Genomic DNA, 16,602 nt, shown 5'->3' with positions numbered 1-16,602 from the left:
TCGCTCCCAGCGTCCCCCTGGAATGCCCACTCTGGTTCATGGTCTGCGGCAGTTGGAGTCGATCTTCCTCGGATGGAAACTTGCTCAGACTCCACTTGTGTGTACACGGTAGCCGCTTGCAAAGAGGGCAGGGGGTGAGGTTCTTAAATCTTCGCTTCTTCCCTTACCAACTTGTCCCAACCCAAATCTTTGAGGTTGTTATTCCGACGCAGGGGACGAGTTACCAATTCTAGAATGTCACGAGCATTAGTAAAGCCGTGAATCTGAGCAAAAGTGAACTCAACAGACCACTTTGTATTGATACCCCGTGCTTCCAATGGGTTAGCGTGAGCCATACCAGTAATTACAAGATCGATATTCTGCTCTTTTATCCGCTGAATTTGATTGTAATTATCTGGCTTCTCGATAATTTTGGGTGTAGGTACTCCCATTTCGTGGCAAGTCTTCTCTAACAACGCCAATTCAGCAGCTTGATAGCGCTTATCCATGTAGGGGATGCCGATTTCCGGGCAAGTCATGCCGCAGCGAATTAGAAACCGCGCCAAAGAGATTTCTAGCAAGTTGTCACCCATAAAGAAGACAGATTTGCCGCGAATCAGTTGGAGATAGTCTTCCAAATTTGCCCAAATTTGCGCTTCTCGCTCATCTAACCCTTGGGGTTCAATACCGAACACCGAGCAGATTTTTTCAATCCAGGCGCGGGTGCCATCGGGGCCAATTGGGAAGGGTGCGCCGATGAGTTTGCACTTGCGACGACGCATCAGAGTCGTGGCGGTGCGGCTGAGGAAGGGATTGACACCAGAAACATAATACCCTTCTTCCAGAACTGGTAGTTCGGTGTAACGCTTGGAGGGTAGCCAGCCGGAGACTTTAATGCCTTGCTTTTTCAGTTCCAGTGTCAGATTGGTAACAACGGGGTCAGGCAAGGAACCGAAAAGAACTAGCGGTGGATGCTTGACATATTCGGCTTCGTCTGCTGTTACGTCTTCTTTCTTTTTGCCAAAGTTGAGTAGGGAAGCGATCGCATTCCTTTCTTTCTTCTCAGTTTCCACTACGGGCGCTTGATCGGGACAACGCGCCGCCATCGCCGCCAGCACGGTGTCTTCCCCTTGGGTGAAGGCGTAATCTAAACCGTTGGCACGAGCTGTCACAATTGGGATACCGATTTCTGCTTCCAGCTTGGGTGCCAAGCCTTCCAAATCCATCTTGATGATTTCTGTGGTGCAGGTGCCAATCCAGACGATAACACTGGGGTTGCGATCGCGCTTAATTTGCAAGCACAGCCGCTTGAGTTCTTCATAGTCATTCAACTGAGCCGAAATATCCCCTTCTTCTAACTCAGCCATCGCATAGCGGGGTTCAGCAAAAATCATCACCCCCATCGCATTTTGCAGGAAATAGCCGCAGGTTTTCGTACCGATAACCAGGAAAAAACTATCTTCTATCTTTTGGTACAGCCACGCCACGCAGCTGATCGGGCAAAATGTGTGATAATTTCCGGTTTCACACTCATAAGTCAACGCTTGCGGTTCTGTATTAGCAAGGGTCATAGATTATTTTCCTCTCCAACTGGTATTTCTTAAATTGGCAATATTAGGTGTTAGTCGCGATCGCGTTTTACCCCTCGACAAGACTCATCGATTAAGGATGGAAGGCTACTAGCGTGGCTCTGTGGCTCTAATTTCGCTTCCTGCATACCTCCGGGAAGCATTTTGACAGCTTCCTCGTTATTTCCATCCTGCGGTGCGATCGCTTTTTCGCTTTGCACAAGGGTATTATTTAGCTCAACATCAGGGTTGAAGTTAAGCCCTAAAGCTTCCACAATTCGATCCGGATCGTTGTTCAGATCGACAATTAAGGGCAGCATCTCGGTCAACCGTGGCTCCAAAATTGACAGCGTTGCCAAGATGAAACTGGAAGAAGGACGACGTTGCCCTTCACTGTTAACCCAAACTCCCAGTTGCACCAGCCACGGTCGATTTTCTTGGTAATAGTCCAGCCACTTGACTTTTATAGATTTACGCAGCAGCTCGATATTCATTGAATAATTGGACAGTTGGAAGGTTGACAAGTTGCAAGCTTGCTCGTCAGTCTCTATTTCTTCCTCATTCGTCATTTGTCCTTTGCCAATAACTAAATTGGAGACTTTTTGACCAATGTTTGATAACCAATGACAACAAACCTGCAACATTTAACCTACAACCTTCAAACCATCATTAGATCAAGTTCTTCGTCCTCAGTCTTCACATTTGGCTTTGTGGGATTGAGGTAGAAGTCAGACAGCAAGGAGAACAACTCCCGATCTGGAGAATCATTAGGTACAACGCCCTCTGGAAGCGCCAGAATTTGGTCAGCAATATTTAGGTAATATTCGCAGACGTAGTTAAGCGAGGGGTCAGTTTCTGCCATTTCAAACAGAGTTTTGCCCTTGACGCGGGAAACGCGGATGTCTTCAATTAGGGGCAACACTTCCAGCACTGGCATCGGAACTGCTGAAATGTATTTGTCGATCAAGTCGCGCTTGGATGTGCGGTTGCCAATCAACCCGGCCAGACGCAGGGGGTGCGTCCGAGCTTTTTCCCGTACTGAGGCGGCGATACGGTTGGCGGCAAATAAAGCATCAAAACCGTTGTCGGTGACAATCATGCAGTAGTCGGAATAGTTGAGAGGAGCCGCAAAGCCGCCACACACAACGTCACCCAACACGTCGAACAAAATCACATCGTACTCATCAAAGGCGTTCAATTCCTTGAGTAGCTTTACTGTTTCGCCGACGACGTAACCGCCGCAACCCGCACCCGCGGGGGGGCCGCCAGCTTCAACGCAGTCTACGCCGCCATAGCCTTTGTAGATGACATCTTCCGCCCACACGTCTTCATAGTGGTAGTCCTTTTCCTGAAGCGTGTCGATAATTGTGGGAATCAGGAAGCCTGTGAGGGTAAAGGTGCTGTCGTGCTTCGGATCGCAGCCAATTTGCAGGACTTTCTTGCCGCGCTTGGCTAGCGCCACGGAAATATTACAGCTGGTTGTGGATTTGCCGATTCCGCCTTTTCCGTATACTGACAGTTTCACGCGCTTAGTCTCCTATAGTTTCATTTCAAACCAGGATGGTTGTCTTCCCTGAAAGGCAGTACATGAATCTTGGGGCTGCCCTCTTGAAAGTCAACTGTAGATTACTTTTGTTTGAAGGTTATGAAGTGAATTATTGTTCAATTGCCCAATAAAAGAAAGGGCTACTTGGAATACTTTACATAAATATAAGGATTATTCAGACGCATAGCAGTTTATGAAGCTCTCTGAGATTCACAAAGGCTCCTGAGAGTTATATTAGAGCTTTTTAACTATTTTATGTATTTTATATTTGTAAATCGGTACAATAAACAAAAAAAATAGATGATCTAAAAGGTTTATAGCAAAGGCGGAAACTAAAGAAACCAGGCAATTGAGGGGTCGGTCGGCAAACAGCAGGGGCGATAAAGTCTTAAATAGGCGTGCTAAGTCGGATAGACTTCGACTAATCGGCTAAACTGGCTGAAGAATATGGCTTTTTAAGAGGAGCTGAGAGTCTGATGTAAGTGAATTCGGAATAAGCGTGAATACTTGTTAAGTTTTCAGCAGTAGTTTTAAATAGATCGGGTTTGGGTTCATCGTCAGGGAGAGGCTGAACCTAACGATAAGAAACTAGCCTTATATATATAGGACTCTTGGATGCGGGAGACGCATTTATATTTAGTAGCCCTGCGATCGCATTCTAGGTAAATCGACTAAAAATGAACACAGAAAGTGACATTCTCATCATCGGCGGCGGCGCGATCGCTTTGAGCATCGCCGTTGAACTTCGCTTGCGGGGTGCAACCGTCACCGTGCTGAGTCGCGACTTTAAATCAGCAGCTGCTCATGCTGCTGCTGGGATGCTGGCACCACAGGCAGAAGGTATCGCGCCTGGTGCGATGCTAGATTTGTGTATGCGATCGCGCTCTATGTATCCAGACTGGGCCAGCAAACTAGAACAACTCTCAGGCAGATCCATCGGCTACTGGCCCAACGGCATCTTGGCACCAGTTTATGTTAGTAGGAACGTAAGCGATGCGGTGGTCAGCAAAGCATTGCCGCTAGAATCCGTTGCTAAAAGCGATGAATCCGCCACAACGCTTCACCCGTCCACACAGTCGTCAGTCGTCAGCACTTGGCTAGACAAAGAAGCAATTCATCAAATTCAACCAGGATTAGGTGCCGAAGTTGTCGGTGGGTGGTGGTATCCCGAAGATGGTCAAGTAGACAATCGCGCATTAGCTCAAGCATTGTGGATAGCCGCCCAGGAATTGGGCGTAACCCTCAAAGAAGGCGTTGCAGCTGAGGCGATACAGCAACAAAATCGGCGAGTAACTGGTGTCAGAACATCTGCGGGTGATTTTCGCGCCCAACACTATGTTTTAGCTACTGGCGCGTGGTCTAACGAATTGTTACCCCTACCAGTACATCCAAAAAAAGGGCAAATGCTATCCGTTTCATCCCCGCTGGTTGCTGGGGAATTACGTCGGGTACTGTATGGTGAGGAAATCTACATCGTGCCGCGTCGGGATGGAAGAATTGTAATTGGAGCCACCAGCGAGGATGTAGGATTCACACCCCATAACACCCCGACAGGTATAAAAACTTTGCTGGAAAGGGCTATTCGGCTTTATCCAGCCTTAAAAGACTTTCCTATTCAAGAATTTTGGTGGGGTTTTCGGCCAGCGACACCCGATGAATTACCAATTCTCGGCGCTAGCCCTTGCGAGAATTTAACCCTCGCGGCTGGTCACTACCGCAATGGTATTTTGCTGGCTCCCGTGACTGCTTCCGTTTTAGCAGACCTAATTTGGCAGCAAAAGTCTGACCCCTTGCTAGAGCATTTTCACTACTCCAGGTTCTACGCTGGATCTAGACTTGTTAATGCAACTCCAAAAATGCTTCAATTAAGCCGTCCTACTTCTTCTGAGCTGGATCAGTCCTCGGATCTCCCAGCCGACCCTTTAATAATCGCTGGTCGCACGTTCAAATCTCGCCTGATGACGGGAACGGGCAAGTATCGCAGCATAGAAGAAATGCAGCAAAGTGTTATTGCTAGCGGCTGCGAGATTGTGACTGTGGCGGTGCGTCGGGTGCAAACAAAGGCACCGGGACACGAAGGGCTGGCGGAGGCGCTGGATTGGACGAAAATCTGGATGCTACCTAATACTGCTGGCTGTAAAACTGCTGAAGAGGCGATTCGGGTGGCGCGTCTAGGACGGGAGATGGCAAAGTTGTTGGGACAGGAAGAGAATAATTTTGTCAAGTTAGAGGTGATTCCTGACTTGAAGTATCTGCTACCTGACCCGATTGGCACTTTGGAAGCAGCGGAACAACTGGTTAAGGAAGGCTTTGCTGTGCTGCCTTACATTAATGCTGATCCGTTGCTGGCAAAGCGTTTGGAAGAGGTTGGCTGTGCAACAGTAATGCCTTTGGGTTCGCCGATTGGTTCCGGACAAGGGATTAAGAATGAGGCGAATATTCAAATTATCATTGAGAATGCCGGAATTCCGGTGGTGGTGGATGCGGGGCTGGCAACGCCCAGCGAGGCTTCTCAGGCTATGGAAATGGGGGCGGATGCGGTTTTGATCAATAGTGCGATCGCGGGGGCAAAAAATCCGGCGGCAATGGCTCGCGCCATGAGTTTAGGTGTCCAAGCAGGTCGTCTGGCTAACCTCGCTGGACGTATACCTGTGAAAGTCTACGCCAGTGCCAGTTCTCCCCTAAGCGGCACGATTAGTGATTAGGGATTGGGAATTGGGGATTGGGGGCTGGGGAGTGAGAATTCTTCTCTTCTGCTCTGCCCCTAGCCTCTCAAATCCTAACTAGGGATTGGGGATTGGGGATTGGGGATTGGGGGCTGGGGAGTGAGAATTATCCTCTTCTGCTCTGCCCCTAGCCTCTCAAATCTGACTTTGTTAAAAAATATTACAAAAGTTAGAAAGTTTATCCAGCTTTTATTGTTACAATTGTTAAAACTTAAAAAGCCAAGGATATCATCTATGAAATACACAACCGAAGATGGCGGACGTTTGAACAATTTTGCAGTTGAGCCAAAAGTTTACAAAGCAGAACCACCAACAGAAGCCCAAAAGCGCAACTACCTCTTCCTAAGCATCGGCGCGATCGCTCTGCTTGGCGGCTTAATGTTCGTTGCTGTTTCAGCATCCAACTTAGGCTAATCCTACGCCCCTACACCTTCAAGGAACGGGCAGGAAAGGCAAAAGTGGAAAGTAACCCCAAACAGAGAAAATGAGTTTCTTTGTTTTGCCTTTTACCTTAGATTGGGCGCGTGTTTAAAGCTGAATATTCTTCATAGCGTCTAGTGCATTCTGGTAATTCTCTGTCCTTCCTTGGGCGCGGAACAGATCTGCGGCTTTCTGCAAATCTGCAACTGCTGATTTGCCGTTTCCTAATCGTGAGTGGGTAATTGCCCGGTTATAGTAAGCATCAGCAAATTTCCCATCTAAAGCAAGAGTTTGAGTGTAATCTTTAAGTGCTTTCTGATTTTCAGATAGACGGTTATAAGCTAACCCTCTGTTGTAGTAAGCTCTAGCACTCTTGGGGTCAATACGTAAGGCTTCGTTATAATCCTCAATTGCCGCTTTAGTATCCCCTAGGTCGTCGCGGGCATTGCCCCGGTTAATATAAACATTTGCATCTTTGGGATTGAGCCGAATCGCTTCCGTAGAATCTGCGATCGCTTCTTGATAGTTCTTTAGAAGATAGTGGGAATAAGCCCGGTTGCCGTAGGCATTAGCATAATCCGGATTTATTCGCAAGGCTTCAGTGTAATCTTTTATTGCATCTTGGTAAGCTCCCAGGATATGACGAGCATAACCCCGGTTGTAGTATGACTCTACATCGTTGGGAGCAAGACGGATAGATTCGTCAAAATCTGTGATCGCGCCTTTGAAGTCACCTGCATCTAGTTTGTCAACGCCCCGATTATAGAAATCGACAGCACTCATTTGAGTCTGGGCGATCTCATTGACATTCAGTAACTGACTAGAGGGATTGGCACGGACAGCAGAGGGAAGCCCACCGATTAGTGTTGAGATTAAGAGAATGGCGATATTTCTGCAAATGGATTTCATAGCTTGATCTTCTCGCCCAACTAAAAAGAACTGAGTGTTGAATAGAAGTTTTGAGTTATTAATTAGTTCCTCGTTACTCCTGAATCAACATTCAGAACTATTTTAAGTTGCAGCTGGCTGAACTTCTTGATCTACCAACTGCCGAAACTGGATCACATCTTGCCGAGGATCGGAGTGGCTGACACTAACGGACAAGCGATCGCCCAATTTCACCGACTTGGTGAAACGCATTGCCAACTCTAAGCCCAAATCCTCTAACAAAATTAATCCCAACCTGTCGTCTTCTCGCAGCCAGCGCAACATCAACGCCTGCCAAACCTGATCGGCGTGACGGCGCAGATACTCCAGACCCCAATAACGATTTGTCTGGCGTTCCACTAATCTTGCTTCTTGGGCCGCAGTGCCGATACCCAGCATGACTTCTTGCAACTCTTGGGCTGAAAATGGGGTTGGTTCGCCGCGCAGGTGTGCCTTAAGCTGGAAGTGAGCCAGCAAGTCGCTGTAGCGGCGAATTGGCGATGTCACCTGAGTGTAGGTTTCCAATCCCAAACCTGCGTGTCTTCCTGGCGTGGTACTCATTTCACTGCGAGGCATACGCCCGCGCATGGCACAATACCGGACTGGGCCTGCTGGCAGTTGCAACAATTCCTCTTCTGAGGGAAGTTCCGGTTGGGGTTGACTCCGGAAAGGCAGGGGAATATCGTGAGCCTTGGCGTACTTAGCTGCAACTTCCCCGGTGAGAATCATCATCTCTGCCACGAGTTGCCGTGCTGGGGAGTCTTCCAGAATGTCAATGGTGATTTCGTCACCATTAACTTTAATCATCGCCTCTGGCATATGGATGTTAATCGCCCCTTGAGACTGTCGCCATAACTGGCGCAGTTTAGCCCACTTAGCGATCGCTGCTATCTCCGGTTCTCCCTGGATACCCAGTTGCAGCATCTCATCCACGTCTTCATAAGTCAGGCGATAAGTCGGCTTGATTATACTGGCTTGGATGCCATATTCTTGTACTGCACCGACTTCATCCAAAATCACCCCAAACGAGAGCGCACTACAAATTTTTCCCTGAACCAAACTCATTGGCCCAGTTGCCAGTTCCGGCGGGAACATCGGAATCATCCCCGTCGGTAAATACACCGTAGTGGTGCGCCGCCTGGCTTCCAAATCTAATTCGTCGCCTGGAGAAACCAAACGCGAGGGGTCTGCGATGTGTATCCAAAGCTTTTGACGACCATCTTCGAGGTATTCAACACTCAAACCGTCGTCTATTTCTTTGGTACTTTCATCATCAATCGTATAAACCTTCAAATGAGTCAGATCCAGTCGGTTGTCTTCCAGATCGCTCGGCGTTTCTTTAGCATATTGCTTCGCCACGTCTAACACCTTATCGGAAAAGTGAACTGGGATCTGACTGCGCCGCACATACAGGTTTTCGTGCGGACTCCACAATCCCAAATCTACCAGCAGTTGAAAAGCAGCTTGAGGAGTTCCGGGTCGTCCTAGATCGTTCATGGTTTCTAGAACGGGGGCTGGCGGGGGATAGGCGCGGTTCAGAGATTCTTGATTTAAGCCAGCACGAAGCATATCTGCTAGCACTGCGGCATACTTTTCTATTGCTTCTAGGCGTTGGCGATCGCGGCGATCCCACTCCACCTGCTCGCCTGCGATCGCTTTCGTTAAGCGTGCCATAAATTCTTGCCGCGAGGTGCGCCGCTCTTGCTCGACTTCTACTTGATGCTTTAGGTCGGCTACTTGAGTTGCGCTCCGAGGCTCATAGCGATCGCCCTTTTGCTTGAAATACAGTTTATCTTCAGACAGCAAACAGTGAGCCGCGTACACCAGTGGCGGACTTTGGTCGGAAAACAGCACTGATGCCATTTCCATTGGAGTAACGGTCGTCCCATCCTCTACCAACAGTTCCCATGCTACTTCTATACTTGTTGGGTCTAGATAGCGCTGCACCTCTTGCAGGAAACTGGAAATCTGTGCAGGCTTATAGCTTTGACCTGCCACCTCATAGGTAATTTGTCGGGGATGGATGGTGTGGGATTGATTTTTGTCGTCTACCACAATCCAGTGCGTTTTCCCCTCTGGACGTTCTGTGACAGCAAGACGCCGCTCTCCATGCAGCCTAAACTCTATTAACGTTCCCTTCTCCACAAGTTTTTTGGCTTACCCTGTAATCGTTCATCGGACAGCCTATCTTCGATTTTAGCGGCGTAGCGATTTTAGATTTTGTGGGGGCGAAGCAGTTTCTCCGCCTCCGATGATTTTAGATTCATTCAATCCAAAATCCAAAATCCTTGTATCCTAAATTTATTTACCCTTCGGCGTTGATAAAAGGTAACAAAGCTAGAATGCGAGCGCGTTTGATAGCCACAGTCAGGTCTCTTTGTTGCTTTGACGTTAGACCTGTAATGCGACGTGGCAGAATTTTACCCCGTTCGGTGATAAATTTCCGCAACAGTTCGACATCTTTGTAGTCAATTGGATCGTCAGGTTTAATGGGGGAAAGGCGGCGACGGAAGTAAGTCATCGGTAATTTTATTTGTTAGTGGTCAGTTGAAATCAAGGATTGTTTTCTTCCGATTAGCCAAGGATTACTTGATTTCCTTGTGAATCGTGTGTGTGTTGCAGTGGGTGCAGAACTTCTTCAGTTCCAGTCTTGCCGTGGTGTTACGGCGGTTCTTCGTGGTTGTGTAGCGGGAAACACCTGGCGATCGCTTCGCTTGGTTTGTGCGACACTCGGTGCATTCCAACGTCACAATCAGTCGAACCCCCTTCTTACTTGCCATAATGCTATTTCTACAAGATCCAGAGTTTGAACAAATTTAACCACAAATTACTATTATTTCATACGATTCGTCACTTTAGCAACTATTTTTTTTAGTCGGATATCTAGTGAGAAACCTCGACGTGTCTGCACTATGCAGGTTCGCGCTACCCGGTCATGGAATGCCTGTTGCCACTCGGCATCAGCAACAGCCACCCCAAAATCGACTGCTAGGGGAGTAACCAAGAGCAGCAAAGATAGTCCGTTAGTTACGCCAATGCTCAGTCCAATCATAGCCAAAAGACTAGCAAGTCCCAGAATGCCTTCCCGCTTGGTTAGCTCAAAAAGTCCGGGTGTCTTACGGAATTTGGGGTCGAGAACTTTCATATCCATTGCCCAACGTCCCAAACTCTGCCCTTTATTTTTGGCTGGCAGAAGCACCCGCAGACCCAACCATGCCACAATAAAAACTACTATCTGTGCGATCGGGACTAGGCCGGGAGTGTTTCCGCCGAAGGGCAAACTAATCAGCCAAATAGCCACAAAATCAATCGCGTAGGCAGCACACCGTCGCTCAATCGGAACTTTGGGTAATCGGCTGGTGGCTAGTTCGTTTGGCATGAAAAGAAGTGCTGACTGCTGAGAAGGGGACAAAGCAAGCAGTTCATGCTGGCTATTTCTATATTAAGCTTTTGTCCGTTGTGCTTCCTAGACAACTAATCCATTATGGCAATGCTGTCGGTTAAACAAGCAGAGACAATAATTTTCCATTTAGTGCAACCTCTGGATAGAGAGATGGATACTGAGGTTGTAGATTTATTAGCTGCTAATGGTCGCATTTTAGCGGCGGCGGTAACGAGCGAGTTGGATTTTCCCCACTGGGACAATTCGGCGATGGATGGGTATGCGGTGCGATATGCTGATGTCGCTGGTTGTAGCGCCGAACAGCCAGCCTTGCTGGAAATTGTAGAGGAAATTCCGGCTGGATATCAACCACAGCGATCGCTCGAACCCAGACAAGCTGCCCGAATTTTGACCGGGGCGGTTATGCCTGACGGTGCTGATACAGTGGTAATGCAGGAAGTGACACGGCGAGAGGAAAACCGAGTCTTTATTTTAGCTTCCCCAGAACCGCAAGCTTTTGTGCGTCATCGCGCATCTTTTTACCAGGCGGGAACGCCGCTTTTAACAGCGGGAATAATTCTCAACGCTCCAGAAATCGCTATTCTAGCAGCTGCTCAATGTTCTGAGTTGCCAGTTTTCCGGCGCCCTCGTGTGGCAATTTTGTCCACTGGTGACGAGTTGGTGACACCAGACCAACCCCTGAAACCCGGTCAAATTGTAGACTCAAATCAGTATGCCTTGGCTGCTTTGGTAGCGCAGAGTGGCGGAGAACCGCTGATGCTGGGAATTGTACCGGATGAGCCAGAAGTTCTTAAGGATGCGATCGCCCAAGCTGTCTCTAGTGCTGACATGGTACTATCTTCCGGCGGTGTATCGGTGGGCGATTATGATTATGTGGATGAAATTCTCGCTCAACTGGGTGCAGAGATTCATCTTCGTGCTGTTGCAGTTAAACCTGGTAAACCGTTAACTGTCGCGACGTTTTCTAATAACCAACATCCGATTTTGTACTTTGGTTTACCGGGAAATCCCGTGTCATCTTTGGTGAGTTTTTGGCGGTTTGTACAACCTGCCATCAAGAAACTTGCAGGTTTAGCCGCAGGATGGGAACCTGTATTTATGGAAGCGCGATCGCGTCAGGACTTGCATTCAGACGGCAAGCGAGAAACCTACCTTTGGGGCAAACTACATTTAGTAAACGGTGCCTACGAATTCCAGAAAGCAGGTGGTAGCCACAGTTCTGGTAATTTAATTAACCTAGCTCAAACCAACGGTCTTGCAGTTCTAAGAGTAGGTCAAGCTTCCATAAAAGCTGGAGAGCCAGTGCAAGTTTTACAAATTAACTAAACTGACATTGTGTAACTTTATTTGAGCAGTCAGGAGGCGGTCGCCTCCAGCTTATTGCGAATAGTGCAAAATATCAGTTTACCAAAACCCTCGTTTCCCACTCGGTAGCACTGTTGCCCAATTCGTCTTCGCCTGCGCCAGCTGCTCCTCGGTAATTTTTGCCCCGGTGAGATTAGCACCGCATAGATTTGCCCCTCGGAGATTAGCATGGTTGAGATAAGCAAAGCTCAAATCTGCGCCACGCAGGTCAGCTCCTTCCAAATTAGCAGTGCTAAAGTAAGCCCTGCCTAAATTTGCCTCCTTCAGAATTGCCCCAGTTAAACTCGCCCTACCAAAATCAGCATTAGACAGGTCAGCTCCCTGAAGGTTGGTTTTATTCAACTTTGCCTGATGAAAAATCGCTCCCGATAGATTGACCCGCTGAAGATTAAGCAAGCTCAAATCTTGCGAAGCAAAGTCTCTTCTACCTTTTGTGTAGTAATTTAGTACGCTGACTGCATCCAGCTTCGCCGGAAGTTTTGCCTTAGAACCACCAGTAGCATCGCTGTTTTTCAGCGTAGTTGTATAACCATTACCAGGCAAAGCCCGACTATGAATACCGCCCCCCGTTTGCTGGTCATTCGCTTCTAACCTGGCTCGACGCGCTTTAATTGCCATAGCCAGACGTTCTGAGGTTGACGTACCAGCCGAAGGGGATGAGGAGTAAGTCGGAGAGCTTAAATCTCCGGTGTTGAAGCGGCCGCCTGGTTGTCGCTGCGGGGTAGCTTTACCTGTTGTCAAGCCTTGAGCCAAAGTGTCAAGATAAGGTTCAAGGTCAAGCGCTCTCAAGACTTCTTCGGAAGACTGATAGCGATGACGAACTGAAACCTCCAGCATTTTCTTGAGGACGTCGGTGAAATGAGGGCTGATATGAACGTGCTTTTGCCAGAGCATTTCGCCCGTTGTCGGATTGTAGTCTAAGTCTTTTGGCGATTTTCCGGTCAGCAGATAAATGCAGGTGACACCCAAAGCATACAAATCGCTGGCATAAACTGGGCGCATCGCCATCTGTTCTGGTGGCGCAAATCCAGGTGTGCCAATTGCGTAAGCTGTTAAAGCTGTTTGCTCAGAACTGCTTGCTGCCTGGTTGACTTGGTTTTTCACCGCTCCAAAGTCAATCAGAACCAGTTTGCGGTCTTGTTCGCGGCGAATCAAGTTAGCTGGTTTGATGTCTCGGTGAATTACCTGCTGGCTATGGATATATTGCATCACAGGCAGGATTTCGCTCAAGAATTGCTTGACCCCAGCTTCGCTCAAGGGGCCAGATCCTTTCACTTCCTGCTGTAGAGTTAAGCCGCTAATATACTCCTGTACCAGATAAAACTGCTGATTGTCTTCAAAGTAGTCCAATAGGCGAGGTACCTGGGGATGATTGCCAATCTTTCCCAGGGTTCGTGCCTCTCTTTCAAATAGCTCGCGTGCCATTTGTAAGACTTGGGCTACGGTAGTTGCTGGTCTCAGTTGCTTGATGACGCAACTTGGCTCACCAGGCAGAGACTCATCATGAGCTAAGAAGGTAGCTCCAAAACCTCCTTGCCCTAAGGCGTCCAGCACTCGATAGCGCTTTCTCAGCAGGAGTTTGGAACCACACGCCCGACAGATTTCGGCGTGTTTGATGTTTTGAGGACTAGGACAAGCGGGATTAAGGCAGTAGCTCATTCAGACTCACCGGGATGCTGCAACCGGATATTGCTACCCTAACTTAAATTATCCAGGCATTAAAGGACAATAAGAATGTTGATTATACGGACAATTCTTTAAAGAGTGCCTGAAGATGGTTTATCTTCCTATAAAGAATTTGCTAAGCGGGGGTAGCTGCAAATTTCAGGATGTTTTTCCATCATTGCAGAAGAGGAGGTATAAAAATGTAATCAAACCAACGGGCTAATAAAGGTTAGGGTGCATGGCAACAAGAACTGTTTCCATTTCTTTGATAGCACATCCGGAAGCAGTCTTAGGTGAATGGTTTTACCCTTCAAACTTAATCAAGATAAGGTAATGAGGGTAGTTATAGGGTTGAGCGGTAAAATGATCGGGGTGAACTAGGTAAAAACATAGAGTAAATGCGTATCTCTCTCAACTGGCTGCGAGAATTAGTTGATTTGACGATGACCCCAACCCAGTTGGCGGACACGCTGACTATGGCTGGGTTTGAGGTGGAAGACATTGAAGACCGCCGGACTTGGGCTGATGGGGTGGTGGTGGGGAAAATTGTGGAGATTCAACCCCACCCGAATGCGGATAAGCTCCGGGTCTGTACTGTGGATGTGGGGGCAGCGTCTCCTTTGAATATCGTCTGCGGGGCATCGAATGCGCGGGTTGATATTTATGTGCCTGTGGCAACTGTGGGGACTTATCTGCCTGCTGTTGAGTTGAAGATTAAACCGGCTAAACTCCGAGGTGTGCCTTCGGCTGGGATGATCTGCTCTTTGGCGGAGTTGGGTTTGGCGAAGGAATCGGCTGGGATTCATATTTTTGAGCTGGAGAATCCGCAGTTGGGTAGCGATGTGCGATCGCTTCTCGGTTTAGATGATGTAATTTTAGACTTGACTTCTACAGCGAATCGTGCTGATGCTCTGAGTATGGTGGGCGTGGCGCGGGAGGTGGCGGCGCTGACTGGTGCGGCTCTCCGACTACCAGAAGTTAGCTCTGTGTCTATCCCAGAGGGAAGTGCAGGTTTAAGTGTGCGAATTTCGGAGCGGCAAGCTTGCCCCGCCTATATTGGGACGGTAATTGAAAAGGTAAAAATTGCGCCTTCTCCGGCGTGGTTGCAGCAGCGATTACAAGCGGCTGGGGTGCGCCCGATTAACAATGTGGTGGATATTACTAACTACATTTTGCTGGAATGGGGGCAGCCGCTACACGCTTTCGATCGCGATCGCTTACAACAGATTGCAGGGGGCGACACCTTGACTATCGGCGTGCGCTTTGCCAATGGCGGAGAATCCCTGAAAACGCTGGATGGACAAACTCGCACCTTGCAACCCCAAAATCTGCTGATTACTGCCAATGACAAGCCTGTGGCTTTGGCGGGGGTGATGGGCGGTGAGGAAACAGAAGTTTATCAGGGTACTGAGAATTTAGTTTTAGAAGCGGCTTTGTTTGACCCGGTAGCAATTCGACGATCTGCTCGCAACCAGAATTTAAGGACGGAAGCCTCTGGACGCTACGAACGGGGGGTGAATCAGGCAGAATTGGGGGTGGCTTGTCAGAGGGCGATCGCGCTTTTGACCCAGTTCGCTAGTGGCACTCCTGTGGCTCAGGAAGTTGCCGATACTCGTCCTGACCCTTCCGCTTGGATGCGTTCGATTGAGCTGCGTCTTGACCGGATAAACCAGGTTCTAGGGCCTGTAGAGTTGGGAGATGCTACTGGTGAAATTCAACCGGAAGATGTGCAGCGGATCTTGACTGCGCTGGGATGTGAACTAACGCTGGGGACTGGGGACAAGGGACTGGGGACTGGGGACAAGGGACTGGGGACTGGGGAAGGGAGACACGGGAGTCCCAATCCCCAATCCCCAATTCCCAATTCCCAATCCCCAATCCCCAATTCCCAATCCCCAATCCCCAATTCCCAATCCCCAGTCTGGATGGTGAAAGTACCACCCTATCGTTACCGAGACTTAGAGCGGGAAATTGACTTGATTGAAGAAATCGCCCGTCTTTACGGCTACGATAATTTCTGCGACACTCTACCAGATAAAACTGAACCTGGGTATCTTTCCTCCGACCAAATGCTGACGCGCAAGCTGAGGGAAGCTTTGCGGGGAGCAGGATTGACAGAAGTAATGCACTACTCTTACTCTGTGGCGAAGACAGAGGACGATCGAGACGTAGCGATCGCTAATCCGATGTTCGCAGAATACTCATCGCTGCGAACTGAGTTGGTATCTGCCTTAATTAATGCTTTCCAGTACAATTTGGAGCAAGGCAACGGTTCCTTGAACGCCTTTGAGATTGGTCGGGTATTCTGGCGGGAAGAGGACGGACTAATAGAAGCTGACTCGGTGGCGGGAATTATCGGCGGCGACCCCACTCAAGGTACTTGGACGCGGGGAGGCGCATTACAACCGATAACTTGGTTTGAAGCTAAGGGAGTGCTGGAAAGTTTGTTTGCACGGCTGGGAATGCCTGTAGAATATCAACCAGACCGACGCGATCCGCGCCTGCATCCGGGACGCACAGCTTCTTTGTGGTTGCAGGGTGATCGTTTGGGTACGTTTGGGCAACTGCATCCCCAGATGAGGCAACAGCGGGGTTTGCCAGATGCTGTCTACGTTTTTGAGATGGATTTGGATGTGGTCTTAGACTACCTGGATCGGGATGAAAACCTGATACCTGTGTTCAAACCTTTCTCGACTTTCCCTGGTGCTAACCGGGATTTGGCTTTATTTGCCTCGACTAAAATTTCTGTAGCGGAAATTAAACGAGCGATCGCGTCTGCTGGCGGTGCTTTACTGGAATCGGTGGAATTGTTTGATGAATATCGCGGTCAAAATGTCCCAGAGGGACAGCGAAGTTTGGCGTTTCGGTTAGTTTACCGCGCCAGCGATCGCACTCTCACCGATGAAGATGTCGAACCAGTACATCAAAAAATTCGAGAAGCCCTGGTCGAGAAATTTAGTGTCAGTCTGAGAAGTTAAGTTTTGCTAATGGCTAATTATTTAT

Annotated in this window: 13 protein-coding genes; 4 read left to right on the top strand and 9 right to left on the bottom strand. The window is 48.7% G+C overall.

Features of this window, described 5'->3' with window-relative positions:
- Nucleotides 1-143: 143 nt before the first annotated feature.
- From H6F63_RS10300 to bchL, 3 genes are all read right to left on the bottom strand, one after another.
- A complete protein-coding gene (locus H6F63_RS10300; RefSeq protein ID WP_190435500.1) occupies nucleotides 144-1,550 on the bottom strand; it encodes a ferredoxin:protochlorophyllide reductase (ATP-dependent) subunit N in 1,407 nt (468 codons plus the stop codon).
- A 50-nt stretch (nucleotides 1,551-1,600) separates the two neighbouring features.
- On the bottom strand, nucleotides 1,601-2,116 hold the full coding sequence (locus H6F63_RS10295; RefSeq protein WP_242019656.1) for a DUF5331 domain-containing protein: 516 nt from the start codon (nucleotides 2,114-2,116) through the stop codon (nucleotides 1,601-1,603).
- Between the two features lie 89 nt (nucleotides 2,117-2,205).
- Complete coding sequence (bchL, locus tag H6F63_RS10290) at nucleotides 2,206-3,072, bottom strand: ferredoxin:protochlorophyllide reductase (ATP-dependent) iron-sulfur ATP-binding protein (protein WP_190637053.1); 867 nt, start codon at nucleotides 3,070-3,072, stop codon at nucleotides 2,206-2,208.
- A gap of 698 nt (nucleotides 3,073-3,770) precedes the next feature.
- Here bchL and thiO point away from each other — a divergent pair.
- Nucleotides 3,771-5,798 (top strand): glycine oxidase ThiO, encoded by a 2,028-nt coding sequence (thiO, locus tag H6F63_RS30935; protein WP_190637051.1) that lies wholly within the window; start codon nucleotides 3,771-3,773, stop codon nucleotides 5,796-5,798.
- Between the two features lie 255 nt (nucleotides 5,799-6,053).
- Nucleotides 6,054-6,233, top strand: coding sequence for a ssl1498 family light-harvesting-like protein (locus H6F63_RS10280; RefSeq protein WP_190417870.1), 180 nt, complete (start codon nucleotides 6,054-6,056; stop codon nucleotides 6,231-6,233).
- 114 nt (nucleotides 6,234-6,347) lie between these two features.
- On the opposite strand, the gene H6F63_RS10275 is transcribed toward H6F63_RS10280, so the two are convergent.
- From H6F63_RS10275 to H6F63_RS10255, 5 genes are all read right to left on the bottom strand, one after another.
- Nucleotides 6,348-7,148: a tetratricopeptide repeat protein gene (locus H6F63_RS10275; RefSeq protein WP_190637049.1), complete on the bottom strand. Its 801-nt coding sequence runs from the start codon at nucleotides 7,146-7,148 to the stop codon at nucleotides 6,348-6,350.
- A 102-nt stretch (nucleotides 7,149-7,250) separates the two neighbouring features.
- The gene (locus H6F63_RS10270) at nucleotides 7,251-9,311 is read right to left on the bottom strand and encodes an RNB domain-containing ribonuclease (protein WP_190637047.1); all 2,061 of its coding nucleotides are present in this window, start codon (nucleotides 9,309-9,311) and stop codon (nucleotides 7,251-7,253) included.
- A gap of 160 nt (nucleotides 9,312-9,471) precedes the next feature.
- Nucleotides 9,472-9,687, bottom strand: coding sequence for a 30S ribosomal protein S18 (rpsR, locus tag H6F63_RS10265; RefSeq protein ID WP_190417864.1), 216 nt, complete (start codon nucleotides 9,685-9,687; stop codon nucleotides 9,472-9,474).
- A 64-nt stretch (nucleotides 9,688-9,751) separates the two neighbouring features.
- The gene (gene rpmG / locus H6F63_RS10260; RefSeq protein WP_190435516.1) at nucleotides 9,752-9,946 is read right to left on the bottom strand and encodes a 50S ribosomal protein L33; all 195 of its coding nucleotides are present in this window, start codon (nucleotides 9,944-9,946) and stop codon (nucleotides 9,752-9,754) included.
- 53 nt (nucleotides 9,947-9,999) lie between these two features.
- Complete coding sequence (locus tag H6F63_RS10255; RefSeq protein WP_190637046.1) at nucleotides 10,000-10,545, bottom strand: RDD family protein; 546 nt, start codon at nucleotides 10,543-10,545, stop codon at nucleotides 10,000-10,002.
- A gap of 111 nt (nucleotides 10,546-10,656) precedes the next feature.
- Here H6F63_RS10255 and glp point away from each other — a divergent pair, with 111 nt between their 5' ends.
- A complete protein-coding gene (gene glp / locus H6F63_RS10250) occupies nucleotides 10,657-11,895 on the top strand; it encodes a gephyrin-like molybdotransferase Glp (RefSeq protein WP_190637063.1) in 1,239 nt (412 codons plus the stop codon).
- Between the two features lie 78 nt (nucleotides 11,896-11,973).
- Here the strand turns inward: glp and H6F63_RS10245 are convergent, their stop codons facing one another.
- Entirely contained in the window at nucleotides 11,974-13,593 is a 1,620-nt protein-coding gene (locus tag H6F63_RS10245; protein WP_190435522.1) for a serine/threonine-protein kinase, read from the bottom strand.
- Between the two features lie 404 nt (nucleotides 13,594-13,997).
- Between H6F63_RS10245 and pheT the strand changes: the two genes are divergently transcribed.
- Complete coding sequence (gene pheT, locus H6F63_RS10240) at nucleotides 13,998-16,577, top strand: phenylalanine--tRNA ligase subunit beta (protein ID WP_190637044.1); 2,580 nt, start codon at nucleotides 13,998-14,000, stop codon at nucleotides 16,575-16,577.
- The last annotated feature ends 25 nt before the right edge of the window (nucleotides 16,578-16,602 follow it).

This window comes from Trichocoleus sp. FACHB-40 (assembly GCF_014695915.1).
Classification (GTDB): Bacteria; Cyanobacteriota; Cyanobacteriia; order Cyanobacteriales; family FACHB-T130; genus Funiculus; species Funiculus sociatus.
This window is presented reverse-complemented; position numbering and strand designations above follow the sequence as displayed.